This is a genomic window from Streptomyces sp. NPDC055189, from assembly GCF_053606765.1.
In genome coordinates, this window is sequence record NZ_JBSGSG010000007.1 from 88,133 (window position 1) to 101,699 (window position 13,567).

Sequence of the window (13,567 nt, forward strand, 5' to 3'; positions counted from 1 at the left end):
GTCCTCAGCCGAGAACGGTGAACGGGTCACCGATCCGGATCGATCCAGTCGTCTCCGGCACCAGATTCTGGCCGAACACCAGCTGATCGCCGAAGCGGCGGTGGTGGGCGAGCGTCCGCAGCGGCTCCTTGCCGCGCTCGGCGGTGCGCTGGTCGGTGGTGGTCACCACACAGCGGCCGCACATCTTCGCCACCCGGAAGATGACCTCGCCGATCGCGACGCGCGACCAGTCGTCCTCGGCCCAGGGAGCGGTCCCGTCCACGACGACATTGGGCCGGAAACGGTTCATGGGCAGCGGGCCCTCGTCGGAGTGGTCGCCCTGTGCGATGAGCGAGTTCAGGGCGTCGAGGGAGGACAGGGTGGTCAGCAGCAGGGGATATCCGTCGGCGAAGGAGACGGTCTCGCCGTCCTTGGCGTACGCGGGATCGATGGGGCGCCGGGTCGCGGGTTCGTCGAGGTGGACGAGCCGGACGTCCGTGTCCAGATAGGCGCTGAACCACGCGTGCGCCGCCTCGTCGGCGGGCTCCGCCTCGACGAGGTCCTTCCAGATGTCCACCGTGACGGTCTTGCCCGCGGGCGGTACGTCGACCGTCAGCGGTTGCCTGCCGGGCGCGGACATGCGTATGCCGCCGCCGGGCAGCAGCTCGGCGGCGGCCAACGCGAGGCTCGGATGCGGCCGTTGCGTGACGATCTGTCCGTTGCCGTCCACCAGCACCCACCGCCGGTCACCCGCGAGCCCCCAGGGCTCGACGACGGCCTCACGCGGAGCGTGTCCCCCGACCGCCTTGAGCGGGTAGTAGTGGATCGAGTGCAGTGCTGGATTCGGCATGCGGACATCCTGCCAGCAGCCGCTGACAGCGATGTCTGCGGACGGATCAGTAGCCGCGGTAGGGGCGGTTGTACGGATCCTCGTACGTCGCCGGGGCGGGGCGGGGTGCCGCGGGGCGCATGGCCTCGTAGCCCGTTCCGGCCGGGGGGCGCTGCTGTTGCTGGGGGCCCGGGTAGCCGCGCGGTGCCGAGGGCTGCTGCGGGATGTACGGCGCGGGCGCCTGTTGCATCTGCTGCATCGGCGCGGGCTGCTGGGCGTAGCCGTACGCGGGGTTGTGGTGCGACGGCGCGGCCGGCAACGCGGGCAGGGCGGCCGGGAGCGCGGGCAGATGACTGCCAGTGTCGTACGCGGAGGGGACCCGGATCGGGGCGATCTGAGGAGTACCCCGCTCGGCGACAAGGGAGTCGTAGATCGGAGTGTCCGGGAAGGACGGCGCGGAGTAGTAACCGCCGCCATAGGTGGAGCGGGGGGAGGTCATGACACATAAGTTAAGCCCTTGATGTGCTGGTTGGGGAGACCGATAAGAGGGTTGTTTTACGCGTCGGTAGTGACTCCGCATACTCAATTTGCGTGAACTCGGTAAAAATCGGTCGCAAGGCGGCGTACGGATCGTGTAAAAGCCGAGCTCCGTACGGGTTACCGGCGGTTGACGAACGGTTGACGGGAGGGTCGGCCTGCGGGGTGTCGGCGGTGGGCGTGGGCCTCGCGGGGGTCCGGGTAATAGGTTGGTCATGAACGGGACGGCGGCCCGGCCGGACGTGGCGACTTGCGATGGGGGCGGACATGACAATGCCTAAGGGATCGAATGTTCCCGTGCCGGCACCTGCCGTGCGGATCGAACTGGGGTGGACTTCGGGAAACGGCGTGCCGGACGCGGACGCGTCGGCGCTGTTGCTGGCGGCTTCCGGGAAGGTCCGCTCGGACGCCGACTTCATCTTCTACAACCAGGCGGTCCACTCCTCCGGCGCGGTGCGCCACGAGGGCAAGAAGACCGAGGGCGGCCGGGTGACCGACGCGCTCCTGGTGGACCTCGCGCGCGTGGAGCCCGCCGTCGAGACCGTGGTGCTCGCCGCCTCGACGGACGGCGGCACGTTCGGACAGGTTCCCGGTCTCTTCATCCGGGTCGTCGACGCGGCGAACGGCGCCGAGATCGCGCGCTACGACAGCGAGGACGCGACCGTGGAGACGGCGTTCGTCCTCGGTGAGCTCTACCGCCGCCAGGGCGCGTGGAAGTTCCGCGCCGTCGGACAGGGGTACGGCAGCGGCCTCGAGGGTCTGGCCACGGACTACGGAATCTCGGTGGACGAGCCGCAGCAGGCCGCGCCGCCCGCCCCGGCCGCGGTGCAGCCCCCCGCGGCTCCCGCGACGCCGGCTCCCGCCGCCCCCGTCCAGGCCCCGCCGCCCCCGGCCCAGGCGCCTGCCGCCGCGCCGCTGAGCCTGTCCAAAGTCACGCTCACCAAGGACGCGCCGTCCGTCTCGCTGACCAAGCAGGGCGGCACATCCGGGGCGATGCGCGTGAACCTCAACTGGGAGGTGCGCAAGCAGTTCAAGGGCTGGGCCAGCAAGCTCGGCCGGGCCGTGGCGATGCACGCGGACCTCGACCTGGACCTGTGCGCCCTCTACGAACTGGCCGACGGCCGCAAGGGCGTCGTCCAGGCGCTCGGCAACGCCTTCGGTTCCCTCGACCAGCCCCCGTACCTGCTGCTCGACGGCGACGACCGCACCGGCGCCGTGGCCAGCGGCGAGAACCTCACGGTCAACCTCGACCACATAAAGGACTTCAAGCGCATCGTCATCTTCGTGACGATCTACGAAGGCGCGCGCAGCTTCGCCGACCTGAACGCCACCGTGACCCTGCAGCCGCAGCACGGCGCGTCCATCGACTTCTCGCTCGACGAGTGCACGGTGCCCTCCACGGTGTGCGCGCTCGCGCTGCTCACGAACAACAACGGCGACCTCTTCGTGCAGCGCGAGGCCCGCTACCTGGTCCCGGAGCGCGGCGTGAGCCCGCAGCGCACCATCGACTACGCGTACGGCTGGGGCATGAACTGGACGCCCGGCAGGAAGTGATTCAGCGCTGCTCGGGAGCGGGATCGGGGCGGCTGTACGTCCGCCCCTTCCACGCCGCCCCGCGCCCCCGGTAGTGCTGCACCGCCGAATCCACCGTCATGAGGAGATAGAGGAACGCGGTGAACGGCAGCAGGGGAGCGAGCCAGAGCGTCTGCCGGTAGTAGCGCAGCATCGGGATGTACGTCGCCGTCATCACGAGCCACGCGAGCCCGCCGAGCACGGCCGGCCACGCGCCGGCGCCGGCCAGACCGGCGGCCAGCGCGAAGGGCGGCACGAGATAGATCAGGGCGAGCCCCAGGACCGTACCGATCAGGACCAGGGGATGGTGCCGCAGTTGGGCATAGGCGCTGCGCGAGACCATGCGCCATAGGTCGCCGAGCCCGGGGTAGGGGCGCACGCTGTCGACGCGCTCCGCGAGCCCCAGCCAGATGCGGCCGCCCGAGCGCTTCACGGCCCTGGCGAGCGACACGTCGTCGATCACCGCGTGCCGGATCGAGTCGGGGATCCCCGCGCGTTCGGCGGCCTCCGCGCTCACCAGGACACAGCCCCCGGCGGCGGCCGCCGTGCGGGAGCCCTTCGCGGCGATCCAGCGGAACGGATAGAGCTGCGCGAAGAAGTAGACGAACGCCGGGACGACGAGCCGCTCCCACACGCTCGCGACGCGCAGCCGCGCCATCTGGGAGACCAGGTCGAATCCGGCCGTCTCCGCCGCCGCGACCAACTCCCGCAGGCTGTCCGGCTCATGGGCGATGTCCGCGTCGGTGAGCAGCAGATAGCGGGGCGCACGCGCGCGTGCCAGGCCGATGCCGTGCCGCACCGCCCACAGCTTGCCGGTCCAGCCCGGCGGCGGCTCACCCGGTGAACCGACGGTCAGCGGAAGGCCGCCGTACCGGCCGGCGAGGGAGCGGGCCAGCGTGCCGGTGCCGTCCGAACTCCCGTCGTCGACAAGGAAGATCTCGGCCTGCCCCGGATAGTCCTGGGCGAGCAGCGAGGGAAGGCTCAGGGGCAGCACGGCGGCCTCGTCGCGGGCGGGGACGACGACGCAGACCGCGGGCCAGGTGTCCGGTTCGCGGCGCGCGGGCAGACGCAGATCCGTGCGCCAGAAGAAGCCCTGCCCCAGCAGCAGCCACAGCCAGGCGGCAAGCGATCCGGTGGCGATCCACACAACGGCGCTCATCCGACGCAGTCTGCCCCACGCCAAAGGGCGCAGGAGGCCGATCGACTATGGTGACCGGGTGAAGATCGCGCTCATCGACTCCGGTATCGGCCTGCTCCCCGCCGCGGCGGCGGTACGTCGTCTGCGGCCGGACGCTGACCTCGTCCTCTCGTCGGACCCCGACGGACTGCCCTGGGGACCGCGCTCCGCCGAAGACATCATCCAGCGCTCGCTCGCCATCGCCGAGGCGGCGGCCGCGCACCGGCCCGAAGCGCTGATCGTGGCCTGCAACACCTCCTCCGTGCACGCCCTGCCCGCCCTGCGTGCCCGGTTCGAGCCCGAGCTGCCGGTCATCGGGACCGTGCCGGCGATCAAGCCGGCCGTGGCGGGCGGCGGCCCCATCGCGATCTGGGCCACACCCGCCACCACCGGAAGCCCCTACCAGCGCGGGCTCATCGAGGAGTTCGCCGGCGGCGTCGAAGTCGCCGAGGTGCCCTGCCCCGGCCTCGCCGACGCCGTGCAGTACGCCGACGAGGCGGCCATCGACCGGGCGGTCGCCGCCGCGGCGGCCCTCACCCCGCGTGATGTAACGGCCGTCGTCCTGGGCTGCACCCATTACGAGCTGGTCGGCGAGCGCATCCGCGCGGCGCTCCAGCAGCCCGGGATGCCGCCCTTGGTGCTGTTCGGCTCCGCGGACGCGGTCGCCGCCCAGGCCCTGCGCAGGACCGGCGAGGTCCCCGGCACCGGCACGGAAGGCGGCCTGACGGTGATCCTCAGCGGGCGCGCCGCCGAGCTGCCGGTCGCCGCCCACACGTACGCCGAAGGCAGGCTGCTCGCGGCGGTCAGCCCCGCGCACTGAGCCCCGCCCCCGCCCGGAGGCCTGAAATCCACCGGTGGACGCCGCGCCGCGACAGTAACGCTCCGCGACGCGATGCCTTCCCTCCGGAACGTGAGTAGTCTCGGACGCATGACGGACCACACCCACGGCGAGCGGGGCAGCACAGCCGACGCCCCGCCGGAAGTCTGGACCGGTAGCGCGACCAACCGCGTGCAGTGGCTGCTGGCCCTGGCCGGCGCCCTCTGCCTGGCACTGGGCATCGAGCTGGCCGTCGACAACATGTGGACGTCCGGGATCGCCGCACTGGCCATGTCCGTCGTCGGGTGCATCGCCGCCGGACTGCTCATCTTGTTCGGCACCCTCGCCTTCGTCCATGTCGCCGTGAAGGTCGACAAGGACTGCCTGGAAGTGCGCTGCGGCCACATGGGCGTGCCGCGTCGCCGCATCCTGCTCTCCCACGTGGTGGGCGCCGACTTCGCGCAGGTCGTCTGCCCCCGGCAGTGGGGCGGATGGGGTTACCGCTCGCGGCCCGAGCTGGGTACCGCCGTCGTGGTCAGGCGCGGTGAGGGCCTGGTGCTCAGCCTGGGCGACGGCCGCAAGTTCACGGTCACCGTCGACGACGCGGAAGCGGCCGTGCGGATCATCCGGGACCGGCTCTCCCCGGCGAAGAGGCCGGCGGCCTGAGCTGCCCGGGTTCGTCGCCGAAGGGGCGCGCCGTGGCGATGCCCGCGAGATAGCCGGCGCCCGTCGTCACCGCCGTGACACTCAGCGCGTTGCCGACCGAGGCGACGGCGGCGAGCGCCGTCAGGGCAGCGCCCGCCGACAGGACGATCTGGGTGGAGCGCGGCGAGCGGTACAGCGCGTACAGGAGCCAGCAGAACACCGCCGCGAGCAGGAGCACGCCCGCCAGACCCTGCTCGGCGGCCTGCTGCAACGGCGCCGAATGGGGTCTGCCGTCGGTGAGGAAATGTTCGGCCACCGTGGGACTGGAGTCGGCGAACCGGCCGGGGCCCACGCCGAGCGCCGGTTCCTGGCCCGCGAGCGCCAGCGCGTCGTGCCACAGCTCGACCCGGTACCCGTCGAGCTGGCCCTCCAGGGAGGCGCTCAGCCCTTCGGGCAGTACGTCGTCGGCGATCGCCCAGGTCAGGCCGGTGACCACCGCTGTCGCCAGGGCAAGGCCGACCAGGCCGAGCACCCTGCCGCGCATCAGGGCGGTCGCCAGAGAGCAGAGCAGGATGCCGATGCAGGCGATGACACCGGCCATCGAGCCGAGCAGCCCCGCGGCCACCACGATCCCCCCGGCGAGCAGCCGCATCGCGAGCCGCGTCGAGGGCCTGCGAGCCGCCCACGCCGCACTGCAGGCCGCCCCCGACGCCAGGATCAGGAGGGCCGCTGCCGCGCCCGTGTGACCGAGCGGCGCCGCGCTGACGGGTCCCGGCGAAAGATACGGGGCCGCCGCCGCGAGGCCGACCCCGGCCACCGCGCCGGCGCAGGGCGCGGCGACCGGCAGGAGCGCGCCGCAGATCCGCCCGCCCGCGTACCCCGCGGCCACGGCGAGCACCGCGAGGAGCACGCCCTCGGGCTGTCCGCCGTGCACCCCGGCGCTGATCAAGGTCCAGGCCGCGCACACGCCGAGCAGCGCGATGCCCGTCGCGTCGGACGCGCTGCGCCGTTCGTATGCCCCCTGTGGCCCGGCTGTCGCGGCCATCCCCGTTGTCCCCACCCCGTTGCCCCCCGCCGTGTGACGGGCCCCGAACACTGTGGCTTGATCCGGCCGCAGGTCAGGGACTCGGGCACACCGTAGCCGCTGGGACCGCCAGATGTGGATATCTTGCGCAGGAACGATCCGGCAAACCCGTGCACACGACCGTCCTGTCGGTGTCCACGTGACGCGCCGTACACTCCCCGAGTGACCGCCACCACCACCTCCGCAGCCGAGTCGGAGCAGCTCGGGGCGCAGCCCGCGCCCGTCTCGCGCAAGGCCCGTTTCCTGCGGGCGCTCGTCCCGGCCGCCGCGGCGGCACTCTCCGGAGTGCTGCTGTACGTCAGCTTTCCGCCACGCACCCTGTGGTGGCTGGCGCTGCCGGCCTTCGCGGTGCTCGCCTGGTGCCTGCACGGCCGTAGCTGGAAGGCGGGCCTCGGGCTCGGCTATCTCTTCGGCCTCGGCTTCCTGCTGCCGCTGCTGGTGTGGACCGGTGTGGAGGTCGGCCCCGGGCCCTGGCTGGCGCTCGCCGCCATCGAGGCGCTGTTCGTCGCCCTCGTCGCCGCGGGCATCGCCGCCGTCTCGCGGCTGCCCGGATATCCGCTCTGGGCGGCGGCCCTCTGGATCGCCGGTGAGGCGGCACGCGCACGTGTGCCGTTCAGCGGATTCCCCTGGGGGAAGATCGCCTTCGGCCAGGCGGACGGCGTCTTCCTGCCCCTTGCCGCGCTCGGCGGCACCCCGGTGCTCGGCTTCGCGGTGGTCCTGTGCGGCTTCGGCCTGTACGAGATCGTCCGCCAGGCCCTCGACGTACGCTCCACCCGCGTCCTGCGCCGCGGCGCCGCGGCAGCGGCCCTGCTCAGCGTCATCCTCCCGGTCGCCGGTGCCTTCGCGGCGCGTCCGCTGGTCAGCGACGACGCCGAGGACGGCACCGCGACCGTCGCCGCCATCCAGGGCAACGTCCCGCAGGCGGGCCTGGAGTTCAACGCCCAGCGCCGCGCCGTGCTCGACCACCACGTGCGCGAGACCGAGCGGCTCGCGGACCGGGTGAAGGCGGGCAAGGCGAAGCAGCCCGACTTCGTCCTGTGGCCGGAGAACTCCTCCGACATCGACCCCTTCACCAACCCCGACGCCCACGCGGCGATCGAGCGCGCGGTCAAGGCGATCGGCGCCCCCATCTCGGTGGGCGGAGTCGTCGAGAGCAAGGACGGCAAGCTCTTCAACGAGCAGATCCTGTGGGACCCGAAGAAGGGCCCCACGGACACCTACGACAAGCGGCAGATCCAGCCCTTCGGCGAGTACATCCCGCTGCGTTCCGTCGTCGGCTTCTTCAGCAGCGACGTCGGCATGGTGCGCCAGGACTTCAGCCGCGGCGCGTTGCCAGGCGTCTTCACCATGGCGGGCACGAAGGTGGGCCTCGCCACCTGCTACGAAGCCGCCTTCGACTGGGCCGTGCGGGACACCGTCACGCACGGCGCGCAGCTCATCTCGGTGCCGAGCAACAACGCGACGTTCGACCGCAGCGAGATGACCTACCAGCAGCTGGCCATGTCACGGATCCGCGCCGTCGAGCACAGCCGCACTGTCACCGTCCCGGTGACCAGCGGCGTCAGCGCGATCATCATGCCGGACGGCCGCGTCTCCCAGAAGACCAAGTGGTTCACCGCCGACTCGCTGGTCGAAGAGGTGCCGCTGCGCTCGTCGCAGACCCCGGCCACCCGTCTTGGCACCCTGCCCGAGGGCATCCTCGTGCTGATCGCCGCCGGTGGTCTCGGCTGGGCGGTGACGGGCGCCGTGCGCGCCGGGCGCGCCCGTGAGGCCCGTTAGGGTCGACCGTATGGCTACACCTGACTTCATCCACACGATCCGGGCCGACGCGGGCCACCAGCTGTTGTGGCTCCCCGGGGTCACCGCCATCGTCTTCGACGACGAGGGCAAGGTGCTCCTCGGGCGGCGCTCCGACAACGGCAAGTGGTCGGTCATCGGCGGCATGCCGGACCCGGGGGAGCAGCCCGCCGCGTGCGCCGTGCGCGAGGTGTTCGAGGAGACCGCGGTGCACTGCGTGCCCGAGCGCGTGGTGCTCGTCGAGGCCCTCGACCCGGTGACGTACCCCAACGGCGACACCTGCCAGTTCATGGACATCACCCTGCGCTGCCGTGCGGTCGGCGGCGAGGCGCGGGTCAACGACGACGAGTCGCTCGAAGTGGGCTGGTTCGCCCTGGACCAGCTGCCCGACCTGCACGAGTTCAGTCTCTTCCGGATCAAGCAGGCCGCGGCGGAGGAGCAGCCGACGTGGTTCGACCGGACGTGACCTCCGGCGCGGCCCGCGGCGCCCGGCTCAGGTCGCCTTGATCATGTCCGCGCACTTCTCGCCGATCATCATCGTGGTGATGCACGGGTTGACCGCGGGCAGGAACGGCATGACCGACGCGTCGGCTACGCGCAGCCCGGCGACGCCCTTGACCCGCAGCTGAGGGTCGAGCGGCGAGTCCGCGTCGTCGCTCGCGCCCATCCGTACGGTGCCCGCCGGGTGGTAGACGGTGTTGTGGGTCTGGCGGATGTAGGCGAAGAGCTCGTCGTCGGTCGTGGCGTCAGGGCCCGGAGCCAGTTCGGCGCCGGCCCAGCCCGCCATCGGGGCCTGCGCCGCGATCTCGCGGGCGAGCCGCAGCCCGTAGGTCATCACGCGGACGTCGTGCTCGTCGGTGAAGTAGCGCGGGTCGACCTTCGGCTTGTCCCGGAAGTCGCGGGTGCGCAGCCGGACCGTGCCCATGGAGCGGGCGCGGGTGACGTTCGGGGTGAGGCAGAAGGCGTTGTCGGTGGTCGGGTAGCCGCGACGGTAGGTGTTCATGTCGAAGGGCACCGAGCCGTAGTGGAACATCAGGTCCGGGCGGTCGAGGCCCGGCTCGGTGTCCGCGAAGATGCCGATCTCCCACCACTGGGTGGAGGAGGTGACCATCGGCTGCTTCGCCTCCCACATGATCACGCCCTCGGGGTGGTCCTGGAGGTGGGAGCCGACGCCGGGGGAGTCCGCCCGCACCTGAACGCCGCACTCCCGCAGATGCCCGGCGGGACCGATCCCCGACAGCATCAGGAGTTTCGGCGAGTCGATGGCCCCGCAGGAGACGATCACCTCGCGGCGCGCCGAGACCGTGCCGCTGTGCACGGTGTCGGGCTCCAGGTACTCGACGCCCGTACAGCGCTTGCCCTCGTCGAACAGCAGCCGCTTGGCCTGCAGTCCCGTACGGATCTCCAGGTTGGGCCGCTTGCCGATGATCGGGTGCAGATACGACACCGATGCGGACGAACGGGTGCCGTCGGGGCGGGAGTTGATCTGGAACCAGTGGGCGCCGCGCTTCACCGTCGTGCCGGTGTTGAACGGCGTGGTGGGGATGCCCGCCGCCGCACACGCCTCCAACAGGGCCGATCCGCACGGGTCGTTCGGCGGGACGCTCATGATGTTCACCGGGCCCGAGCGGCCGTGGTGGTCGCCGGGCGCGTCGTTGGTCTCCAGGCGCTGGTAGAGAGGGAAGCAGTCCGCGGCGCTCCAGCCCGTACAGCCCAGGGAGCCCCACTCGTCGAGGTCCTCGGCGGGGGCCCAGAAGGCGATGCACGAGTTGTGCGACGAGCAGCCGCCGAGCACCTTGGCGCGGGCGTGCCGCATGAAGTCGTTGCCGTTCTCCTGCGGCTCCACCGGGTAGTCCCAGTCGTAACCCGATTCGAGCAGGGCCATCCACTTGGTCAGTTGCAGGATGTTGTCGTCGCCCACGTCCGAAGGCCCTGCCTCGAGCACGCAGACGGTGACGTCCGGGTCCTCGGTCAGCCGCGCGGCGACGACGGCGCCTGCCGTGCCGCCGCCGACCACCACATAGTCGAACTCGGCCTCGGTGCTCTCTGCGGACATGGTGACTCCAGATCAGGGGGGTTCAGGGGGCGGCAGGGGGAGTGGTGGGGTCCTCGGGCTGCTCGAAGCGGTGCTCGGCGAGCACGCCCGCCTTGTGCCGCTGCACGAACCAGTAGTAGGCGAAGCCGCCGCACGCGACGATGCCGATGAAGAGGAACGCGCCCCAGCGCAGGTACCAGTGCTGCGGCCCGTCCGCGTTGTAGACCTCGGCGCGCGGCCAGGCCAGGTTGAGGGACATGGCCGCGCCCCAGAGCACGGCGAGGATGTTGATGGGCAGACCGAACTTGCCGAGCGAGAACTTGCCCTCCGCGGGCTCCCACTGGCCGCGCAGCCGCCTGATCAGCATCGGCAGGGTGACGAGGAGATAGGCCAGGTAGATCATGATGATCGCGATGCTCGTGATCACCGAGAAGATCTGCGGCTGGTTGATGTTGATGACCAGGATGGCGACGCCGACGAGCCCGATGATGATCGCGGGCAGTACGGGAGTCTGGAAGCGCGGGCTGACCTTGGCAAGGAGCGAGGACGCGGGCAGGCAGCCGTCGCGGGCCATGGCGAACGCGAGCCGGATGCCCGCGGCCTGCACCGCGAGTTCGCAGACGGTGATGGCGATGACCACGCACCACAGGACGATCTCGCCGATCGTGGAGCCGAGGGTGCTCAGGACCACGTACTGCAGGCCGTCGACGGACAGTTCCTTCGCGTGCAGATCCGGCACGGCCAGGAGTGCGAACAGCAGGATCAGCCCGCCGATGAGGAAGGAGAAGATGAGCGCCCGCAGGATCGCCCGCGGGGCGTTGCGGCTCGGGTCGAGGGACTCCTCGCCCAGCGAGGACGCGGTGTCGAAGCCGTACATCACGTACGCCGATGCCAGCGAGGCCGTCAGGAAGGCACCGAGGTAGCCGAGGTCCTGGCCCTTGCCCAGGCCGCCGGTCTCCGTGATGGCGCTGGGGCCGCGGGTGATGTGGGCGGCGAGCAGCACGATCAGGACGACGGCGGCGATCAGTTCGATCAGTACGCCGGCGGAGTTGATCCGGGCCATCAGCTTGACGCCGAAGGCGTTGACCAGCGTGGTGAACAGGATGAGGACCGAGCCGAGAAGGACGGCGTTCTTCGCCGCGTCGGTCGTCCCGCTGCCGTCCCCGATGAACTGGAAGAAGTCGGAGATCTGCGGCAGCGTGATCTGGTACGCGAGGGCGACCGCGGCCAGGGACACCATGGTGGCCGTCAGCATCATCCAGCCGCCGAGCCAGCCGATGTGCTTGCCGCCCAGCTGCTTGCCCCAGTTGTAGACGGACCCCGCGACCGGGAAGCGGGCGGCCAGCTCGCAGAAGCAGAGGGCCACCATCAGCTGGCCCAGGAAGACCATCGGCCACGACCACCAGTAGGCGGGGCCGCCGAAGCTGACGCCGAAGTAGAAGAGCTGGAAGGTGCCGGTCAGGATCGAGATGTAGCTGATCCCGGCCGCGAAGGTGTGGAAGTTGCCCAGGGTGCGCTTGAGTTCGGGACGGTAACCGAGCTCGCCGAGCGCGGCGTCGTCGTCCCGGTGCTGGTTTTGGGCGGCGTCGGCGGCCTCGGCGTCCTTGCCCGGATCCGTACTCATTCGAACCACCTCTGCGGTGTCGCTGCCAGGTTGCGCCAGATGTGCTTGGCCTCCTGGTACTCGGCAAGACCTGCCGGGCCCAGTTCGCGGCCGAATCCGGACTGCTTCATTCCACCCCACTCGGCCTGCGGAACATAGGGGTGGAAGTCATTGATCCAGACGGTTCCGGCGCGCATCCGGGCCGCCACGCGCTGGCCCTTGCCGGTGTCCTCGGTCCAGACGGCGCCGGCGAGACCGTAGACGGTGTCGTTGGCGAGGCCGATCGCCTCGTCCTCGGTGCGGAACCGCTCGACGGTGAGCACCGGGCCGAACGACTCGTCGGTGACCACGGACATGCCGGGGGTGCACTCGTCGAGCACGGTCGGCGGGTAGTAGTAGCCGTCCTTCAGCGCCGGGTCGTCGGGGCGCGCTCCGCCGCAGCGGAGCACCGCGCCCTCGGCGATGCCCGCCGCCACGTACGCCTCGACCTTGTCGCGGTGCCCGGCCGAGATCAGCGGACCCGTGCGGGCGTCGTCGTCGAAGGGACCGCCGAGCCGGATCCGCCGCGCCCGCTCGACCAGTTCGTCGACGAACCTGTCGTGCAGTTCGTCCTCGACCAGGAGCCGCGCCCCGGCCGAACAGACCTGGCCCGAGTGCAGGAAGATCGCCATCAGGGCGTAGTCGACCGCCGTGTCGAAGTCGGCGTCGGCGAAGACGATGTTCGGGTTCTTGCCGCCCAGTTCCAGGGCGACCTTCTTCACGGTGGGCGCCGCGGCGGCCATGATGCGCCGTCCGGTGACGAGCCCGCCGGTGAACGACACCAGGTCGACCCGCGGGTCCTCGCTGAGGGGCGCGCCCGCGGTGGGCCCCGCGCCGAGGATCAGGTTGGCGGCCCCCGCGGGCAGCCCGGCCTCGGTGAGCAGCCGCATCAGGATGATGCAGGTGTGCGGGGTCAGCTCGCTGGGCTTGAGGACGAAGGTGTTGCCCGCGCCGAGCGCGGGGGCGACCTTCCAGGCGGTCTGCAGGAGCGGATAGTTCCACGGAGTGATCAGCGCGCACACCCCGACCGGCTCGTGCACCACCCGGCTGTCCACCTCCGGGCTGCCCGCGTCGACGACGCGGTCGGTGCCGCCGGCGGCCGTCAGGTTGCCGAAGTAGCGGAAGCAGTTCGCGATGTCGTCCATGTCGTACTCGCTCTCCACGAGCCGTTTCCCGGTGTCCAGGGATTCGGCGCGGGCGAGTGCGTCCTTGTCGCGTTCGAGCAGGTCGGCGACGCGCAGCAGCAGACGGCCGCGTTCGGCCGCCGGGGTGCCGGGCCACGGGCCGCGGTCGAAGGCCTCACGGGCCGCGGAGATCGCCGCGGCCGCGTCCTTCGGTCCGGCCTCGTCGACGGTCGCGACCAGGGTGTTGTCCGCGGGGCAGCGGATCTCCCGGGTCTGCCCGTCCACGGCAGTGGTCCATTTTCCGCCGATGAACAGCTCCGGCATGACGG

The 13,567-nt window shown here is 71.2% G+C and carries 12 protein-coding genes; 5 read left to right on the forward strand and 7 right to left on the reverse strand.

The window, feature by feature from the left end:
- Positions 1-4: 4 nt before the first annotated feature.
- Together ACWFR3_RS07680 and ACWFR3_RS07685 are read right to left on the reverse strand one after the other, a co-directional pair.
- Positions 5-829: an MOSC domain-containing protein gene (locus ACWFR3_RS07680; protein WP_453733644.1), complete on the reverse strand. Its 825-nt coding sequence runs from the start codon at positions 827-829 to the stop codon at positions 5-7.
- A gap of 46 nt (positions 830-875) precedes the next feature.
- Positions 876-1,307, reverse strand: a complete 432-nt coding sequence (locus ACWFR3_RS07685) for a DUF6643 family protein (RefSeq protein ID WP_397711977.1) — start codon at positions 1,305-1,307, stop codon at positions 876-878.
- Between the two features lie 311 nt (positions 1,308-1,618).
- Between ACWFR3_RS07685 and ACWFR3_RS07690 the strand changes: the two genes are divergently transcribed.
- Positions 1,619-2,899 (forward strand): TerD family protein, encoded by a 1,281-nt coding sequence (locus ACWFR3_RS07690; protein ID WP_453733730.1) that lies wholly within the window; start codon positions 1,619-1,621, stop codon positions 2,897-2,899.
- 1 nt (position 2,900) lies between these two features.
- On the opposite strand, the gene ACWFR3_RS07695 is transcribed toward ACWFR3_RS07690, so the two are convergent.
- On the reverse strand, positions 2,901-4,076 hold the full coding sequence (locus tag ACWFR3_RS07695) for a glycosyltransferase (protein WP_453733645.1): 1,176 nt from the start codon (positions 4,074-4,076) through the stop codon (positions 2,901-2,903).
- Between the two features lie 58 nt (positions 4,077-4,134).
- Between ACWFR3_RS07695 and ACWFR3_RS07700 the strand changes: the two genes are divergently transcribed.
- Both ACWFR3_RS07700 and ACWFR3_RS07705 read left to right on the forward strand, forming a co-directional pair.
- A complete protein-coding gene (locus tag ACWFR3_RS07700) occupies positions 4,135-4,914 on the forward strand; it encodes a glutamate racemase (RefSeq protein ID WP_453733646.1) in 780 nt (259 codons plus the stop codon).
- Positions 4,915-5,022: 108 nt separating this feature from the next.
- Positions 5,023-5,577 (forward strand): hypothetical protein, encoded by a 555-nt coding sequence (locus ACWFR3_RS07705; protein WP_453733647.1) that lies wholly within the window; start codon positions 5,023-5,025, stop codon positions 5,575-5,577.
- Here ACWFR3_RS07705 and ACWFR3_RS07710 read toward each other — a convergent pair.
- Positions 5,534-6,601 (reverse strand): O-antigen ligase family protein, encoded by a 1,068-nt coding sequence (locus tag ACWFR3_RS07710; RefSeq protein WP_453733648.1) that lies wholly within the window; start codon positions 6,599-6,601, stop codon positions 5,534-5,536. The genes ACWFR3_RS07705 and ACWFR3_RS07710 overlap by 44 nt on opposite strands.
- Positions 6,602-6,802: 201 nt before the next feature.
- Between ACWFR3_RS07710 and lnt the strand changes: the two genes are divergently transcribed.
- Both lnt and ACWFR3_RS07720 read left to right on the forward strand, forming a co-directional pair.
- The gene (lnt, locus tag ACWFR3_RS07715) at positions 6,803-8,419 is read left to right on the forward strand and encodes an apolipoprotein N-acyltransferase (RefSeq protein ID WP_453733649.1); all 1,617 of its coding nucleotides are present in this window, start codon (positions 6,803-6,805) and stop codon (positions 8,417-8,419) included.
- Positions 8,420-8,429: 10 nt separating this feature from the next.
- Positions 8,430-8,903: an NUDIX hydrolase gene (locus ACWFR3_RS07720; protein ID WP_453733650.1), complete on the forward strand. Its 474-nt coding sequence runs from the start codon at positions 8,430-8,432 to the stop codon at positions 8,901-8,903.
- Positions 8,904-8,930: 27 nt separating this feature from the next.
- Here ACWFR3_RS07720 and ACWFR3_RS07725 read toward each other — a convergent pair whose 3' ends face one another.
- Genes ACWFR3_RS07725 through ACWFR3_RS07735 form a run of 3 tightly spaced genes read right to left on the reverse strand, consistent with a single transcriptional unit; the run spans position 8,931 to position 13,562 of the window.
- Positions 8,931-10,493 (reverse strand): GMC family oxidoreductase, encoded by a 1,563-nt coding sequence (locus ACWFR3_RS07725; protein WP_453733651.1) that lies wholly within the window; start codon positions 10,491-10,493, stop codon positions 8,931-8,933.
- 22 nt (positions 10,494-10,515) lie between these two features.
- Entirely contained in the window at positions 10,516-12,096 is a 1,581-nt protein-coding gene (locus tag ACWFR3_RS07730) for an APC family permease (RefSeq protein ID WP_453733652.1), read from the reverse strand.
- On the reverse strand, positions 12,093-13,562 hold the full coding sequence (locus ACWFR3_RS07735) for an aldehyde dehydrogenase family protein (protein WP_453733653.1): 1,470 nt from the start codon (positions 13,560-13,562) through the stop codon (positions 12,093-12,095). The genes ACWFR3_RS07730 and ACWFR3_RS07735 overlap by 4 nt, the downstream gene beginning before the upstream one ends.
- Between the last annotated feature and the right edge of the window lie 5 nt (positions 13,563-13,567).